Genomic DNA, 14,881 nt, shown 5'->3' on the forward strand with positions numbered 1-14,881 from the left:
GCAATACAAACATACTGCTAATTTGTCCAGATTTGAAAATGAAAAGTTGGACAAAGTTATATCAAGCCATGAAATGAGTGCTTTTGCTAGTGTTTGCAGGCGTTGGCGCGCAATACTTTTGGGAAGAATCAATCTGATATGATTTGTGAAATAATTATCAAACTTGATTTGACAGCGTTTCTTTTATGATGCTATTCTGTACTCGCAAACAGAATTTAAAGAAGGACGTGTTCATGATGAAAATAAGTGTTGTTAAGGAAATAAAAGCCGGTGAAGCACGAGTTGGAATGACACCAGAAAATGTGCAAAAATTGGTGGATCAAGATCATGTTGTGATGGTAGAACAAGATGCGGGAATTGGCTCTGGTTATAGTAATCAAGAATATGTGGAAGCGGGCGCCATAATCGTTGATCAAGCCGAGGCGTGGATGGCTGATATGGTTGTGAAAGTGAAAGAGCCGCAAGCCTCCGAATATCCTTTTTTCAAAGAAGGACAGATTATTTGGGGATTCTTACACTTGGCCGCATCAAAACCTTGTGTGGAGGCACTTTTAACGGCTGGTGCTACAGCGATTGGTGGCGAAACTATCGAAAAAGATGGCGTGCTGACCTTGTTGAAACCGATGAGTGCTATTGCTGGGCGCCGCGCGATTTTCATGGGAGCTTATTACTTAGAGAAACAGCATCAGGGTGAAGGAATTTTGTTATCAGGAATCGAAAATATTCCGGCTGGGCATGTTGTGATACTTGGTGGCGGAAATGCAGCGATAAATGCGTGTGATATGGCGATAGGAATTGGTTGTGATGTGACGATTTTAGAGTTGAATGCAGCACGTATAACCTATTTACAAGAACATTACGCGAATCAAGCAGTGACAGTTTTGCCGTCGACTACGGAAAATTTGGAACAAGAAATCAAGAACGCAGACCTGTTCATCTCTACCATCCTCATACCTGGAGCAAAACCACCAAAAATCGTGAAAGAGTACATGGTAGAATCAATGAAAGCGGGCAGTGTTATTGTTGATATTGCTATTGATCAAGGCGGAACAGTGGAAACGATCGAGCATTATACGACACATGATGATCCTACTTTTATCAAGCACGGGGTTATCCATTACGCGGTGCCGAATATGCCGGGCGCAACGCCTAGAACCTCCACGATGGCACTGGCAACGGGGAACATCGAATACCTGCTGGCTATTGCCAATAAAGGGCTAGAACAAGCCATGTTAGCAGACCCATCTTTAGCGAGCGGCCTCAACATTCATCAAGGGGAAATAACCTCGAAAAGCCTTGCTGAGACACTAGGAATGGAACTTGGCGAGGTGCCTCAATGATAAAAACCAATGAATACGTCAATATTTGGGATATTAATAAAGCGAAAGAAGTCCTTCAAAATAATGCCCGCAAAACACCGCTTGTAAAATCATTCTACTTAACAAGCGTTGCAGAAGCAAATGTTTACTTAAAGTTAGAAAACATGCAATTAACAGGCTCCTTCAAATTTCGTGGAGCCTACAATAAGATAGCCGCTCTGACAACGACTGAAAAAGAGCATGGCGTCATCGCGTGTTCGGCAGGGAATCACGCACAAGGCGTCGCACTATCCTCGAAATTACTTGGAATCAATAGTAAAATCGTGATGCCTGAAACGGCGCCTCAAGCCAAAATTGATGCGACGAGAGGTTACGACTCCGATGTTGTTTTATATGGACAAACGTTCGATGAAGCCAAAGAAAAATGCATTGAAATCGCAGAACGGACCGGGCGAACTTTTTTGCATCCGTATGATGATCCAGCGGTGATTGCGGGACAAGGCACCATCGGTTTGGAAATTTTGGATAATATGTGGGATGTCGATACCGTCATCGTTCCAATTGGTGGCGGTGGCTTGATTTCGGGTATCGCGATCGCCCTCAAATCCTTCAATCCAAACATTCGGATTATCGGTGTACAAGCAGAAAATGTGCATGGGATGAAGTCCTCGTTTGACGCTGGAAAAATAACGCCGCATTATCAAGCGCCAACGATGGCTGACGGTTGTGCTGTCAAAGTACCTGGTGACATCACATTTGCAACTGTACAAGCATTGGTGGATGAGATTATCACAGTTTCAGAAAGCGAATTAGAGCAAGCCATGAAAGATCTGTTACAGCGCGGAAAAGCCGTTGTAGAAGGTGCTGGAGCTCTTAGTGCCGCCGCGCTTGTTTCTGATAAAATAGTAGACTATGTCAAAGGGAAGAATGTGGTGTGTGTCATCTCTGGTGGAAATGTCGATTTAGAGCGAATTTCACAAGTTTGCGAACATTTCTTTTCAAGTGAAGTAGTTCAGTAATCGCAATCACTTTCATTGTAACTCTTTTCCAAAATAGGTATACTTAAAGGAAGCTAGAGTTTTGGAGAGGAGTGAATGCAATGAAGGTGCAGTGGCAAGCGATTGTCGGTATTATTATCGCTATTTTGATTATTATCTTTGGTACAACGAATATGGGAACGGTAGATGTGAAATTACTGTTTTGGACGGTACAATGGCCGCTTATTATTGTTATTTTAGGATCTGTGGTGGCAGGAGCTTTGCTCGTTATTTGTCTGAATTACTACCGAGCAAGAAAGAAGCGTAAAGCTGTGAAAAATCCAATAAAATAGCCGCTAAAAAATCTCCAAAGGCCTCGTTTCATGGTCTTTGGAGATTGGTGTTTTATTTCAGAATTTTACGGTGAAATTGTTGATGGGAATCATGCACTTGTTGATGCGGTTTCCCATGCAAATTTTCAGCAAATGGCTTTTTCTCTTTGTCGTGTGGAAGAGCGTCACTGATTTTTGGTGTTTGAATCGCTTGCGAGGTCTGACTTTTCTTAGAATTGGTCATTTTTTAAAACCTCCTTTCTTGTTCCTTTCCCCAAAAATATAGATTAAAACACTAGTTCATAAGGTGAAGTAATAATGGAAGATAGGAGTGCTTCTCTGTATAGGAGGGGTATTTTTTATGGGTTCAATAATAAGCAAACGGTTGACAAGCTACCCTAGTATCTATTAAAATGGGGTGTATAAACGATAATGAAAATCATTCTCAATTATAAAGGTGGGTGGTTGCTTGAAGAGAGCGATACTTATTATTGTTTTTATTGGACTAGCGCTACTTTCGGTATTTGTCGGGGTACAGAAGATTTCTATATTACATATTTTTGAATTAACAAAGGAACAATGGGACATTATTTGGATAAGCCGAATCCCTAGGCTGATCAGTATTATTTTGGCGGGAGCTGGGATAAGTATTTGTGGGATGATTATGCAGAGTTTGACGCAAAATAAGTTTGTTTCGCCTACAACGGCAGGGACGATGGATGCGGCAAGACTCGGAATACTTGTATCGTTGCTCGTGTTTACGACGGCGAGTCCTTTAGTGAAAATGGGTGTGGCTTTCTTATTTGCATTATTAGGTACATTTATATTTATGCAAATATTGGAACGGATTCCATTTACAGATACGATTTTTATTCCGTTAGTCGGGTTGATGTTTGGTGGGATACTTAGCTCGATTACGACATTTTTTGCATACAAATTTGATTTGATTCAAAATCTTTCTTCGTGGCTTCAGGGCGATTTCTCGATGGTACTAAAAGGGCGTTATGAATTGCTCTACGTTGCCGTTCCGCTCATTGTGATTGCGTATTTGTATGCGAATCAATTCACAGTGGCGGGGATGGGCGAAACTTTTTCACGAAACCTGGGGCTTTCTTATAAGGCGATTATGCGGATTGGACTGGTCATTGTGGCGTTTATCACGGCATCGGTTGTCCTGACGGTGGGCATGATTCCTTTCTTGGGATTGATTGTGCCGAATATTGTCTCGATTTATCGTGGGGATAATATGAAGAAAACGCTATTTGATACGGCCGTTTTTGGCGCTACGTTCTTGCTGTTTTGCGATGTATTGGGACGAGTGATTATTTATCCTTATGAGGTGTCGATCAGTTTGATGGTAGGCATTATCGGTAGTGCGATTTTTATTTATCTGCTGATGAGGAGAAAAGTCTATGCGTAAAAATTGGGTTTTAGCAGGTATTGTCGGGCTTTTGATGGCGTGTTATTTATTTTTATTCTTGGGTGGGAATCCAACTTTTGCTTTGGAACTCAGGTCGACGAAGCTCCTTGCGATTGTGTTTACGGGCGTTGCGATTGCGGTTTCGACGGTTATTTTTCAAACGATTACGCAAAATAAAATATTAACGCCTTCCATCATGGGGCTGGATTCGCTTTATATGCTTTTGCAGACGTCGCTTGTGTTTATTTTTGGCTCACAAGCGTTGATGCGAGCTGGGAATGGACGCTGGAATTTCTTTTTGTCGGTATTGTTGATGATGGGATTTGCACTTGTTTTGTATTGGTTGATGTTTAAGCGGAACGGGCGGAATATTTATTTCTTGTTACTTGTCGGGATCGTTTGCGGGACTTTTTTCTCGAGTTTCTCATCTTTCATGGAAATGTTGATTGATCCGAATGAATTCCAGATTGTACAGGATAAAATGTTTGCGAGTTTTAATAATGTGAACACGTCGATATTAGTGGTTGCTATTCTCATTTTTCTGCTGGCGATGATGTATTTATTGAGATTTGTGAAGTATTTGGATGTGCTGTCTTTGGGCAAGGATCATGCGGTTAATTTGGGCGTTCCTTATAATCGGATTGTGAAACAGCTGTTGCTTATTATTGTTGTCTTGGTCTCAGTTGCGACGGCGCTTGTCGGGCCAATTACGTTTCTGGGACTGATTGTGGCGAATGTGACGTATCAGTTTTTGAAGACGCACCGCCATGTCGAATTGCTCATTGGAGCGAGTCTGATTAGTTTGGTGGCCCTCGTTGGTGGGCAGTTGCTAGCAGAAAGGTTATTCCATTTCGATACGCCAATCAGCGTGATTATTAATTTATGTGGCGGCGTATATTTCTTGTATTTGCTTTTGAAAGGGGCGAAATTATGATTGAGGTACGGAACTTGCAGAAAAAATATGGAACAAAATCAGTGCTTCAAGATATCGATTTGGTGATTCCGGAAAAGCAGATCGTGTCCTTTATCGGAGCAAATGGTGCGGGAAAAAGTACGTTGCTCTCCATTATCGCGCGTTTGATGAAGTCGGATGGTGGTGAGGTTTTGGTGGATGGCGTGGCGCTCGCTGATTGGAAGTCGGATGATTTGGCGAAACGGTTGTCGATTTTGAAGCAGAGTAATCATGTGACGATGCGTTTGACGGTACGGGATTTGGTGGCCTTTGGGCGTTTTCCGCATTCGAAAGGACGTTTGCAAAAGGATGATGAGGCGTTTATCGAGATGGCATTGGATTATATGGAGTTACGGGATTTGGCGTCGCGCTATTTGGATGAGCTTAGCGGTGGTCAGCAGCAACGGGCGTATATTGCGATGATTATTGCGCAGAATACGGATTATATTTTGCTGGATGAGCCGCTGAATAATTTGGATATGAAGCATTCGGTGCAAATTATGCAGTTGTTGCGGCGTTTGGTGGATGAACTGGGCAAGACGGTGTTGTTAGTTTTGCATGATATTAATTTTGCGTCGTGTTATTCGGATTCGGTTGTGGCATTGAAAGATGGCGCGGTTGTGGCGAATGGTAGCACGGCGGAGATGATTCAGGAAGATGTGTTGGCGCAAGTTTTTGATATGCATATTCCGATTTCGTTGATTAATAATGACCGGATTGGCGTGTACTTTAAATAAAGGAGGTGAGGGCGCCAAACGGTTGGTATGACATGGAATAATAGCTTCAAAAATAGATAAATAAGGGTGGTTAAAGTAGATGAAGAAATTAGTATTGGTCGCAATGTTGATGCTTTTGGCGGTGTTTGCGGTTGCTTGTGGGACGGATGAAAAGACGAATGCAGACGCGGAAAAAACAGCGAAGGAATTGACGATTAAGCACGAACTTGGTGACACGAAGGTGAAGCAAAACCCAGGAAAAGTGGTTGTTTTTGATTTTGGAACACTTGATACGTTGAAGGCGCTCGACTTGTCTAAAAACGTGACTGGTTTGCCGAAACAATCTTTGCCGAAGTATTTGGATGCTTTTGCAAGTGATAAATACGCGGATCTTGGCGGTTTGAAAGAGCCTGATTTTGAGAAAATAAACGAGGCGGTACCGGATTTGAACATTATTTCTGGGCGCCAATCCGATTCTTATGATAAATTTTCCGATATTGCACCAACGATTTATCAAGGTGTGGACACGAAGGATTATATGAAGTCGTTCCAAGCGAATGTGAACACGGTGGCTAGTTTGTTTGGAAAAGAGGATGAAGCGAAGAAGCAGTTGGATGCGATTGACAAGCAGGTTGCGGATGTAAAAGCGAGCGTGCCAGCTGGTAAAACGGGATTAATTATTTTGGCGAACGATGGAAAAATGAGTGCGTATGGCCCTGGTTCGCGCTTTGGATTGATTCATGATGTGCTTGGTGTGACGCCGGCGGATCCGAAAATTGAAGCGTCAACGCATGGTCAAAGTATTTCTTCCGAGTATATTGCGGAGAAAAATCCGGATTACTTGTACGTGATTGACCGTGGTGCTGCGATTGGCGGGGAATCTTCCGCGAAATCTGTCGTGGAGAATGATCTAGTGAAGAAGACGAATGCTTATAAAAATGGCAACATTGTTTACTTGAATCCAGAGTACTGGTACCTGTCTGGAGGCGGGCTAGAGTCTGTTTCAGAGATGGTGAAAGAGGTTGGAGATAGCCTCAAATAATACGGAAAAACTGCTCAGCGAAATGTGTCGCTGAGCAGTTTTATTTGGCGTTGTATTCTTCTTTTAAAATAGCGTAGTAAGCGTCATCTACGAATTCTTCTTTGATGTAGCGGCTTTTTCGAAGTGTACCTTCGTAGCTCATGCCTAGGCGCTGCATGACTTTTCCAGAGGCGGGGTTGCGGACGTCGTGCATGGAGCAGACGCGTTCTAGTTGTAGTGTTTGGAAAGCTAAATCAAGGAGTGCGCGCCCAGCTTCGACCATGTAGCCTCGCCCCCAGTAATCGCGATTGAGGACGTAGCCGAGGCAGCCACTTCGGTTCATTGGATCGATGCGAATATCGATGGTGCCGATAAATTTACCAGTTTCGGCGAGTTCTATTCCGTATTTTCCAATGGGAGACGCGACGAAATATTCGGCAATTGTTTGACGGGTGATTTCGATGGATGTGTGTGTATCAAAAACAAAGCGTGTATTCTCGTCATCAGAGGCGTATTCAAACATACTTTTTGCGTCGGCAAGCGTGATGGGGCGTAAGATAAGTCGTTCGGTGCGAATAATTTGATGTTCCACTAACAAGTAAGTAAAGCTTTCCATTTTCGTTCCCTCCTTTTGGGTATTGTTGCTTATTTGAGCACAGGTAACCGTGGTTTGGAAGGGAATTTTTGAAATTGAGGCTGGAAAAAGGTATAATAGAGCTATAGAGTGATTAGGAGGTTTTTTACATGCCGATAAATGTAGCTTTAGATGAGAAGAATCTATCTATTCAAGGTGTCAAGTTTCGCAATAAACAGGATTATGTCGCGATGAAAAATTCTATTGGTTCAGCTATGTATGAAGGATTTGAGCCGACTAAAGTGATGGTTGAGTTACTCAGAGATATTCATGACGGAAAAAAAGGTACAGAGGCTATCTCCTCGTTTGTTTTGGGGTAGTAATATGAATTCAAATTATTATTATCTAGATGACGAAAATTTATATACGTATCCTAATACCTCAATATTGAGAAATAAATTGGATGTTCAGAACTTGGAAAAACTCCATTTGGCTGAGCATCTTTTTGTTTCTAATAGGCTTGTTCAATTAGTAGAGGAACCTATTCCCGTTATGGATATAAAATCTGTAAGGACAATTCATGAATATCTGTTTCAGGATGTTTATACTTGGGCTGGAGAGTATAGACGTGTAAATATAAGTAAAGAAGGTAAGCCATTCATGCCTTTCCAGTCTTTTCATATGGCGGAGATACATATTAGTTCTCTAATTAGCCAATTTAAGAGAAATAATGATGATATTACGACAGTTAGCAGAGGTTTGGCTGAGATATTAGACAATCTTAATTACATGCATCCATTCAGAGAGGGGAATGGCCGAGCCCAGCGAGAAGTTATTCGATGTTTGGCATTAAGTAAAAACTACACACTTGAACTGAATCCCATTAATAATTCACGAGTTTATAATGCTTACATGCAGGGAGCTGTAGAATCAAATGTGGTGTTGCTAACAGAAATCATCGTGGAACAGTTGACATAAATTGATGGTATGTGAATTTTATGCAGGAGGGGAAACGAATGTCTAAACAAAAATTAGAAGAAATCGTACCACAGGAGGCGCTCCCGCAGTTTTTAGCAACGGAGAAAAGTCGGATCTTGCTTTCGTTTAAGGATGAGGGAGAGCTTGGTTTGATGCAAAGTAAAGCGGGCGGACGGGCTTATTTGCCGAAATCGGAACCGTATCCGCGTAATGGGGATGGTCAGCCGTTGTCATTATTGGCACAGATTAATTTTGAGGAAATGCCGGCTTTGGATAATTTTCCGACGCGTGGGTTGTTGTCGTTTTATGTGGATTACAATGATGATATTATTGGCATTGACTTTGATGAGCCGACGAACACGAATGGGTTCCGTGTCTTTTATTTTGAGGATTTTAGTGAGGTTAGTTACTCGAAGGAAGAGCAGGATGCGTTGTTTGAGTCGGTGGATAAGGATGATTTTTACCCGGTTGTGGAAGGAGAGTTTTGGATGTATGGGCAGGAGAATTCGCAGTTGTTGCTGACGGATAGCTATGATTTCAAGAAAGTGTTTGGCGGAGATTTTTATGAAGTGGCTGAAAAGCTGGTTGGTGAAGATGATGACAAATTGGATGAACTTTTTGAATTAGCTGAAGTTGGTAGCCAACTGGGAGCGTACCCTTATTTTACGCAGGAAGATCCGCGGAAATACCAAGAGGGTGTGAGGCATGATACGTTGCTGTTCCAACTGGATTCTGTTGGTATCGATACATTTAATTATGGTATCATTTGGGGCGATTGCGGCATCGGGAATTTCTTTATTAATCTGGAGGATTTGAAGAACAAGGACTTCTCGAATGTGATGTATAATTGGGATTGTACCTGAATAAATTGGAGGAGCTGGTTTCGTGCTAGCTTCTTTTTTATTTTCAAAACCTTAACATTTCTTTAAAAAGTTTTTAGTAAGCCTTGATTGTTGGGTGGTATGCTAGAAACTATAGAAAAGACGAGGAGGAGATAGAATGAAAAAGTTAACGATTTGGACGGTTTTGCCAGTGCTATCCCTTTGCGCGGCGGTTATGATGTACTATCTTTGGTTTCAAGGATGGTTGCAATTTTATTTGAGAGATGTGATGCAAGCGGTGGATCACATGGGATATATAACGGTTGGTGTGACGGCATTGATGCTTTATCTTTGTGCGGTACAGCTTGTCAATTGGAAAATTAATAAGACGTTGCTTGTTTTGACATATGTGATTTATTTTGGCATCATGATTGGGCTTCTGTTTGGAAAAGCGTCTGGTGCGCAAGGGTTTTCGACGGATACATTTGGTTTTGTGGATACGTTTGTTTCGGGGAACTTGCGGGTGATTACGATTGGAAACGTGCTTGCTTTTGTGCCGATTGGGTTCTTGTTGAAGAAATTATCACCCCTGATGGCGCTGCTTTCAGCGGGAATCATGATTTTTATTGTGGAAGGGTTGCAATATGCGCTACATGTAGGGTATTTTGATACGGGAGATGTCTTTTTGAATGTATCTGGTATCATGATCGGGTACGTGATCATTCGTATTTTTTCAAGTTCGCATAAACATATAATGGAGCAGAAATGAGTGGACAGTAATGAAAATGTGGAAAAAAGTGATTTTAGCATTAGTGGGAATTGGCGTTGTGTATGTTGGCGTCGTGCTCGGCTCTATGTATAGCGGGGCGCGGGAGGTACCAACGTCAAACCCGGATACGATTCTTATTTAGGTTCAAAAGTAATCGATGATCCGGCGCGGCCAATGCCTGTTTTGCGGGAACGATTGGACGCAGCGATTCCGTTTATTGAGAAGCATGATTCGGCGAAAGTGGTTGTGTCGGGCGGCCAGGGTGAGGATGAGTCTGCGTCTGAGGGAAGTGTAATGAAGGCCCATTTGGTTGCGCACGGCATTGCGTCATCAAGGATTGAAGTCGAGGATACATCGATGCGTACCGAGGAAAACCTAGCGAATAGTAAGGCGAAATTTGAGCTTGGTAAAACGGTCATCGTGACAAGTGACTATCATTTGTACCGCGCGTTGATGCTAGCAGGGCGGCAAAACATCGATGCGACAGGATTACCTGCAAAAACGCAGATGGGAGCGCTTTTCAAAGGTGTGCCTCGCGAGATTTTATCGATTAGTTATGCGTTGGGTTTTTGATCGGTAGAATTTAAAAAAAGTTATTGACATTCACGTTACGTCAAGGTGTAAAGTAGAGTTATCAAGGAGGCGAGAGACGCATGGAATATACGGTTCAAAAGCTAGGACAGCTTGCGGGAGTGAGCACGAGGACGCTGCGGTATTATGATGAAATTGGGATTCTGAAGCCAGCGAGAATTAATTCTTCAGGGTATCGGATTTACGGGCAAGTTGAGGTGGATCGATTGCAGCAAATCATGTTTTACCGTGAAATGAACGTCAGTTTGGAAAAAATCAAGGCGATTCTAGAACAGCCGGATTTTGACGAGGCGGAAGCACTTAGAAAACATCGCGTCGAACTGCTTGATAAACGAAAACAATTAGACGAACTGATTCGCAATGTGGAGAAATCCATCGCGCATTCAGAAAGGAGAATGACAATGACTGATCAAGAAAAATTCGAAGGCTTCAAACAAAAAATGATAGATGATAACGAAATAAAATATGGCACGGAAATTCGCGAGAAATATGGCGGGGAGACGGTCAATAAATCGAACGCGAAGCTAAAGGGCATGAGTGAGGCTGAGCTTGCGCGGGTCGATCAACTTGGTCAAACGATCTTAACAGACTTACAAGTGGCGTATGAAACGGGTGATCCAGCTGGTGAACTGGCACAAAACGTAGCGGCAATGCATAAAGAATGGCTGATGGCTTACTGGGATAGCTACAGCAAAGAAGCACATGCTGGACTTGCCCAAATGTACGTTGATGATGCACGATTTACGGCTTATTACGACAAAGAAAAACCAGGATCGGCCGCTTTTTTACGCGATGCGATTGTCATTTTTACTAGTAAGTAGGCTGGAAAAACGATATAATGAAGAGAGCTTCCGAACATTGATGCGGAGGTTCTTTTTTAGTTTGGGAGGGATTTTTAATGCTAGAAACAAAACGCCTAGTTTTCCGCGAATTGGATCAACTCGATTTTGCGGATTTATGTGAGATATTGCAAGATGATGCGGTGATGACGGCTTATGAGGGCGCTTTTACGGATGAAGAAGTGCAGCGCTGGCTTGCGAAGCAGTTAGATAATTACGAACGGTGGGGCTTCGGTCTGTGGGCGGTAATCAAGAAAGATACTGGCGAATTTGTTGGACAAGTAGGTTTGACCATGCAACGTGTGGAGGCAGAGGAAGTGCTGGAAATCGGTTACCTTTTGAAAAGGAAGTTTTGGCAGCAAGGTTTTGCAACGGAAGCAGCATTCGGATGCAAGCAATATGCGCTAGAAACGCTAGGTGCAAAAACGGTGACTTGCACGATTCGAGACAAGAACATTGCCTCCCAAAAAGTCGCCGAACGGATTGGTATGACAAGACATAAGCGCTACGTGAAATATTATCGCGGCGTCGAGATGCCACATTACGTATATTATTAAATTTAAGTGGCGACATGTCTATAGATTTTTAGTACAATAGAAGTGGAGCATAAAAAGGAGGAAAGCATGAAAAAGTTTCTGTTTATAAGTATACTCTCACTACTTCTTGTTATCATGGCAGCATGCGGACCTAAAGATGTTACTTCTTCTGGAAGTGATAGTGAAACATCTAGCAAGCAAAAGGTGTCGAATCAGGCTACAGTTTTAACCGTGAAGGATATGTCGGGGAGAACGGTGAAATTCGCCAAGAAGCCAGAACGAATCATTACACTTACCAATTCTGATATGGGAATTGTTTATGCACTGGGCGGAACAGTGATTGGCCGTCAAACGATGGATGCAAGCGGTGTTGAGCCAAGTGCCGCGCTAAAAGCAACAGAAGTCGGCAATACTCATGACTTGAATTTAGAAAAAATTGCATCGCTCACGCCAGACGTCATTATCGCAAGTTCGGAACAAAATTTAAAAGACGTCCCCGCGCTGGAAGGGATTGGCGCGCAAGTCATATTAACAGGCGCCAACTCGATCGCTGATATCAAAAAACAAGAAGCGATTTTGGCGCAATTACTAGGGAAAGACGCGACGAATCTAGAGCAAGAGATCGATACGAAAGTCGCTGCAATAAATGAAAAACAAAAAGGAAAGGCAGTTCGCGCACTACTCATACTAGGCGCACCGGGCAGTAATTATGCGGCATTGCCGAATTCACTCAGCGGAGATATCCTCGAAAAAGCTGGCGGAATCAATGTTGCAAAGGATTTCAAAGGGGTCGAGAATTTCCCTCAATATGCATCACTTAATATTGAAAAAATCGTCGAATCAGACCCAGAGGTGATCTTTCTGATGATCCACGGTGGCGACGAAAAGGAAACCGAGCTTGCGTTCCAAAAAGAAATGAAGCAAAACGATGCATGGAATTCCACAACAGCTGTAAAAAATAACAATATCGTCGTGCTTCCGGCAGATCTTTTTGGTACAAACCCTGGTATCCGTATTACAAAAGCGCTTGATTACATGGCAAATGAACTGAATCAGGTTACAAAATAATGCATGATCCACGTAAAAAGAGAAGAATCATCACATTTATCGTTACGATTTTGCTACTCATCGTTGTTTTCTTTTATGGTTTGACAACAGGGTCGGTGAAAGTGAGCTATTCTGACGTATGGCAAACGCTGATGGGGCATGGCGACGACCTTTCTACACAACTCATTTGGAATCTGCGTTTACCACGAATGTTCATCGCGTTTCTCGTTGGAGCGGCACTGGCCATCGCTGGTTGCTTACTACAAGGTGTGATGCGCAACCCGCTCGCTGACCCAGGCGTTATCGGTGTTTCAGCAGGTGGTGGACTTGTCGCGATTATTTTGACCATCGTGTTGCCATCACTGAGCCAGTTCGTCCCACTTGGCGCTTTTATCGGCGCTTTTGGTACGGCGCTCCTTATCTATTTAGTCGCTTGGGACAAAGGCGTTGCACCACTTCGTGTTATTTTATCTGGTGTCGCCATCAATGCCTTTATCGGTGCGATGACATCAGGAATCATGGTGCTTTATAGCAACCGCGTGCAAAGTATCATTTCGTGGATGACCGGAACGCTATCAGGAAAAAGCTGGTACCATCTGAATCTTATTTTGCCATATATGATTGTCGGTTTTGCGCTTAGTATCTTTGCGATTAGGTCATCAAACGTCCTCTTACTCGGGGATGACGCGGCGAAATTGCTCGGCTACTCCGTTGAGAAACACCGCTTTTTCATCATCATGCTAGCGGCTTTCCTAAGCGGTGTAGCTGTCAGCGTCGCAGGCTTAATTGGTTTCGTAGGGCTTGTTGTGCCGCATATTTTCCGACTTATCATTGGTAATGACTATCGTTACCTGCTACCAATGTCAGCGATCGGGGGCGCTTTGCTCGTCGGATTTGCAGACACGGCCGCGCGTAGCTGGTTTGGCTCGATTGAATTACCAGTTGGCATCCTGCTCGCCATGATCGGCGCACCGTTCTTCCTATTTCTACTACAGAGAGGGAGGGTTGCCTCATGACCGCGATTACAGCACTGGAAAACGTCACCTTCATCCGCAAGCGTTCCTTCGAAATGAAGGGTTTACAACTCGAAATTCCAGAAGGCAAAATCACCACGATTATCGGGCCAAACGGTTCCGGAAAATCGACCATTCTGCGCCTCATCATGCGTCTTTTAGCTCCAAATGAAGGCAAAATTATGTTAAATGGCACAGATCTAAAAAATATTAGCGCGAAAAATTTAGCACGCGAAATGACGATGCTATCTCAATCACCCGATGGACTTATTGATGTCGTGGTACGCGATCTTGTGAGCTACGGGCGGATGCCTTACAAATCATGGCTTGGCACGATGGAAAAAGACGACGAACTCGCGGTAGATTGGGCGATGAAAGTTTGTAACCTAGAAGAGCTTGCATACCGCCCGCTACACACCTTATCTGGCGGCGAAAAGCAGCGAGCTTGGCTTGCCATGGCCTTGGCACAAAAAACGCCTATTCTGCTATTAGACGAGCCGACAACCTATCTTGATATCTCGCATCAACTAGAATTACTCGATCTGTTGAAGCAACTCAATCGCGATTTTGATATGTCGATTATTCTTGTTTTGCACGATTTAAATCAAGCCGCAGGATATAGCGACCACGTTATCGTATGCGAGGACGGAGAGATTCAGCGAACCGGAACACCGGAAGCCGTTTTCACGAAGGATTTACTGCGCGATATCTTCAAAATCGAAGCGGAGATCCATACGACGGAAAGAGGCTTACGCGTACTCCCAATCGCCTCGGCAAAATTTCATTCATGAAGTTAAAGATATGTTAAAGATTTCAATATTATGGCTCTAGAAACCAAGACAGCATCCTGTTTTGTTCTCTAGAGCCGTTTTTGACTACATTAGAATTTAGTGAGAAAGCTTCCTATCCAGTACAAAATTTTATATAATAAGAAGGTTGGCGTAAGGTAAATATTATTAGGAGGAAGTGCATGAAT

The 14,881-nt window shown here is 43.2% G+C and carries 18 protein-coding genes and 1 pseudogene; 17 read left to right on the plus strand and 2 right to left on the minus strand.

What is annotated here, in order from left to right; genetic code table 11:
• The first annotated feature begins 236 nt into the window (after positions 1-236).
• The 3 genes from ald (at position 237) to PGRAN_RS05430 (ending at position 2,649) form a co-directional block, all read left to right on the plus strand.
• A complete protein-coding gene (gene ald, locus PGRAN_RS05420) occupies positions 237-1,340 on the plus strand; it encodes an alanine dehydrogenase (protein ID WP_036065875.1) in 1,104 nt (367 codons plus the stop codon).
• Entirely contained in the window at positions 1,337-2,338 is a 1,002-nt protein-coding gene (gene tdcB, locus PGRAN_RS05425; RefSeq protein WP_036065773.1) for a bifunctional threonine ammonia-lyase/L-serine ammonia-lyase TdcB, read from the plus strand. Before ald ends, tdcB begins: the two co-directional genes overlap by 4 nt.
• An 80-nt stretch (positions 2,339-2,418) precedes the next feature.
• The gene (locus PGRAN_RS05430) at positions 2,419-2,649 is read left to right on the plus strand and encodes a lipopolysaccharide assembly protein LapA domain-containing protein (protein WP_036065876.1); all 231 of its coding nucleotides are present in this window, start codon (positions 2,419-2,421) and stop codon (positions 2,647-2,649) included.
• A gap of 52 nt (positions 2,650-2,701) precedes the next feature.
• Here PGRAN_RS05430 and PGRAN_RS16740 read toward each other — a convergent pair whose 3' ends face one another.
• The gene (locus tag PGRAN_RS16740; RefSeq protein ID WP_159101111.1) at positions 2,702-2,872 is read right to left on the minus strand and encodes a hypothetical protein; all 171 of its coding nucleotides are present in this window, start codon (positions 2,870-2,872) and stop codon (positions 2,702-2,704) included.
• Positions 2,873-3,097: 225 nt separating this feature from the next.
• Here PGRAN_RS16740 and PGRAN_RS05435 point away from each other — a divergent pair, with 225 nt between their 5' ends.
• The 4 genes from PGRAN_RS05435 (at position 3,098) to PGRAN_RS05450 (ending at position 6,758) form a co-directional block, all read left to right on the plus strand.
• Positions 3,098-4,048, plus strand: a complete 951-nt coding sequence (locus tag PGRAN_RS05435) for an ABC transporter permease (RefSeq protein WP_036065774.1) — start codon at positions 3,098-3,100, stop codon at positions 4,046-4,048.
• Positions 4,041-4,982, plus strand: coding sequence for an iron chelate uptake ABC transporter family permease subunit (locus tag PGRAN_RS05440; protein ID WP_036065775.1), 942 nt, complete (start codon positions 4,041-4,043; stop codon positions 4,980-4,982). Before PGRAN_RS05435 ends, PGRAN_RS05440 begins: the two co-directional genes overlap by 8 nt.
• A complete protein-coding gene (locus PGRAN_RS05445; RefSeq protein WP_036065776.1) occupies positions 4,979-5,737 on the plus strand; it encodes an iron ABC transporter ATP-binding protein in 759 nt (252 codons plus the stop codon). Before PGRAN_RS05440 ends, PGRAN_RS05445 begins: the two co-directional genes overlap by 4 nt.
• A 79-nt stretch (positions 5,738-5,816) precedes the next feature.
• Entirely contained in the window at positions 5,817-6,758 is a 942-nt protein-coding gene (locus PGRAN_RS05450) for a siderophore ABC transporter substrate-binding protein (RefSeq protein WP_036065779.1), read from the plus strand.
• A gap of 40 nt (positions 6,759-6,798) precedes the next feature.
• On the opposite strand, the gene PGRAN_RS05455 is transcribed toward PGRAN_RS05450, so the two are convergent.
• Positions 6,799-7,353 (minus strand): GNAT family N-acetyltransferase, encoded by a 555-nt coding sequence (locus tag PGRAN_RS05455; protein WP_036065780.1) that lies wholly within the window; start codon positions 7,351-7,353, stop codon positions 6,799-6,801.
• A gap of 128 nt (positions 7,354-7,481) precedes the next feature.
• Between PGRAN_RS05455 and PGRAN_RS05460 the strand changes: the two genes are divergently transcribed.
• The 10 genes and pseudogenes from PGRAN_RS05460 (at position 7,482) to PGRAN_RS05505 (ending at position 14,696) form a co-directional block, all read left to right on the plus strand.
• A complete protein-coding gene (locus PGRAN_RS05460) occupies positions 7,482-7,691 on the plus strand; it encodes a hypothetical protein (protein WP_036065781.1) in 210 nt (69 codons plus the stop codon).
• A 4-nt stretch (positions 7,692-7,695) separates the two neighbouring features.
• Entirely contained in the window at positions 7,696-8,289 is a 594-nt protein-coding gene (locus tag PGRAN_RS05465) for a Fic/DOC family protein (RefSeq protein ID WP_036065782.1), read from the plus strand.
• Positions 8,290-8,327: 38 nt separating this feature from the next.
• The gene (locus PGRAN_RS05470) at positions 8,328-9,152 is read left to right on the plus strand and encodes a YwqG family protein (RefSeq protein WP_036065783.1); all 825 of its coding nucleotides are present in this window, start codon (positions 8,328-8,330) and stop codon (positions 9,150-9,152) included.
• Positions 9,153-9,288: 136 nt separating this feature from the next.
• Entirely contained in the window at positions 9,289-9,879 is a 591-nt protein-coding gene (locus tag PGRAN_RS05475) for a VanZ family protein (protein WP_036065784.1), read from the plus strand.
• A gap of 10 nt (positions 9,880-9,889) precedes the next feature.
• Positions 9,890-10,459: pseudogene (locus PGRAN_RS05480) on the plus strand (YdcF family protein).
• A 73-nt stretch (positions 10,460-10,532) separates the two neighbouring features.
• Positions 10,533-11,291 (plus strand): MerR family transcriptional regulator, encoded by a 759-nt coding sequence (locus PGRAN_RS05485; RefSeq protein ID WP_036065785.1) that lies wholly within the window; start codon positions 10,533-10,535, stop codon positions 11,289-11,291.
• Positions 11,292-11,368: 77 nt separating this feature from the next.
• A complete protein-coding gene (locus tag PGRAN_RS05490) occupies positions 11,369-11,866 on the plus strand; it encodes a GNAT family N-acetyltransferase (protein ID WP_036065786.1) in 498 nt (165 codons plus the stop codon).
• Positions 11,867-11,932: 66 nt separating this feature from the next.
• Positions 11,933-12,913: an ABC transporter substrate-binding protein gene (locus PGRAN_RS05495; RefSeq protein WP_036065787.1), complete on the plus strand. Its 981-nt coding sequence runs from the start codon at positions 11,933-11,935 to the stop codon at positions 12,911-12,913.
• Positions 12,913-13,908, plus strand: coding sequence for a FecCD family ABC transporter permease (locus tag PGRAN_RS05500; RefSeq protein WP_036065788.1), 996 nt, complete (start codon positions 12,913-12,915; stop codon positions 13,906-13,908). The genes PGRAN_RS05495 and PGRAN_RS05500 overlap by 1 nt, the downstream gene beginning before the upstream one ends.
• Positions 13,905-14,696, plus strand: coding sequence for an ABC transporter ATP-binding protein (locus PGRAN_RS05505; RefSeq protein WP_036065789.1), 792 nt, complete (start codon positions 13,905-13,907; stop codon positions 14,694-14,696). The genes PGRAN_RS05500 and PGRAN_RS05505 overlap by 4 nt, the downstream gene beginning before the upstream one ends.
• Positions 14,697-14,881: the final 185 nt, after the last annotated feature.

The organism is Listeria grandensis FSL F6-0971, from assembly GCF_000525835.1.
Taxonomy (GTDB): Bacteria; Bacillota; Bacilli; order Lactobacillales; family Listeriaceae; genus Listeria_A; species Listeria_A grandensis.

What these genes read in the sequence shown, in the direction of transcription:
- ald (WP_036065875.1), top strand. Translation starts at nt 237, where the DNA reads ATGAAAATAAGTGTTGTTAAGGAAATAAAAGCCGGTGAAGCACGAGTT.
- tdcB (WP_036065773.1), top strand. Translation starts at nt 1,337, where the DNA reads ATGATAAAAACCAATGAATACGTCAATATTTGGGATATTAATAAAGCG.
- PGRAN_RS05430 (WP_036065876.1), top strand. Translation starts at nt 2,419, where the DNA reads ATGAAGGTGCAGTGGCAAGCGATTGTCGGTATTATTATCGCTATTTTG.
- PGRAN_RS16740 (WP_159101111.1), bottom strand. Translation starts at nt 2,872, where the DNA reads ATGACCAATTCTAAGAAAAGTCAGACCTCGCAAGCGATTCAAACACCA.
- PGRAN_RS05440 (WP_036065775.1), top strand. Translation starts at nt 4,041, where the DNA reads ATGCGTAAAAATTGGGTTTTAGCAGGTATTGTCGGGCTTTTGATGGCG.
- PGRAN_RS05445 (WP_036065776.1), top strand. Translation starts at nt 4,979, where the DNA reads ATGATTGAGGTACGGAACTTGCAGAAAAAATATGGAACAAAATCAGTG.
- PGRAN_RS05450 (WP_036065779.1), top strand. Translation starts at nt 5,817, where the DNA reads ATGAAGAAATTAGTATTGGTCGCAATGTTGATGCTTTTGGCGGTGTTT.
- PGRAN_RS05455 (WP_036065780.1), bottom strand. Translation starts at nt 7,353, where the DNA reads ATGGAAAGCTTTACTTACTTGTTAGTGGAACATCAAATTATTCGCACC.
- PGRAN_RS05460 (WP_036065781.1), top strand. Translation starts at nt 7,482, where the DNA reads ATGCCGATAAATGTAGCTTTAGATGAGAAGAATCTATCTATTCAAGGT.
- PGRAN_RS05465 (WP_036065782.1), top strand. Translation starts at nt 7,696, where the DNA reads ATGAATTCAAATTATTATTATCTAGATGACGAAAATTTATATACGTAT.
- PGRAN_RS05470 (WP_036065783.1), top strand. Translation starts at nt 8,328, where the DNA reads ATGTCTAAACAAAAATTAGAAGAAATCGTACCACAGGAGGCGCTCCCG.
- PGRAN_RS05475 (WP_036065784.1), top strand. Translation starts at nt 9,289, where the DNA reads ATGAAAAAGTTAACGATTTGGACGGTTTTGCCAGTGCTATCCCTTTGC.
- PGRAN_RS05485 (WP_036065785.1), top strand. Translation starts at nt 10,533, where the DNA reads ATGGAATATACGGTTCAAAAGCTAGGACAGCTTGCGGGAGTGAGCACG.
- PGRAN_RS05490 (WP_036065786.1), top strand. Translation starts at nt 11,369, where the DNA reads ATGCTAGAAACAAAACGCCTAGTTTTCCGCGAATTGGATCAACTCGAT.
- PGRAN_RS05495 (WP_036065787.1), top strand. Translation starts at nt 11,933, where the DNA reads ATGAAAAAGTTTCTGTTTATAAGTATACTCTCACTACTTCTTGTTATC.
- PGRAN_RS05500 (WP_036065788.1), top strand. Translation starts at nt 12,913, where the DNA reads ATGCATGATCCACGTAAAAAGAGAAGAATCATCACATTTATCGTTACG.
- PGRAN_RS05505 (WP_036065789.1), top strand. Translation starts at nt 13,905, where the DNA reads ATGACCGCGATTACAGCACTGGAAAACGTCACCTTCATCCGCAAGCGT.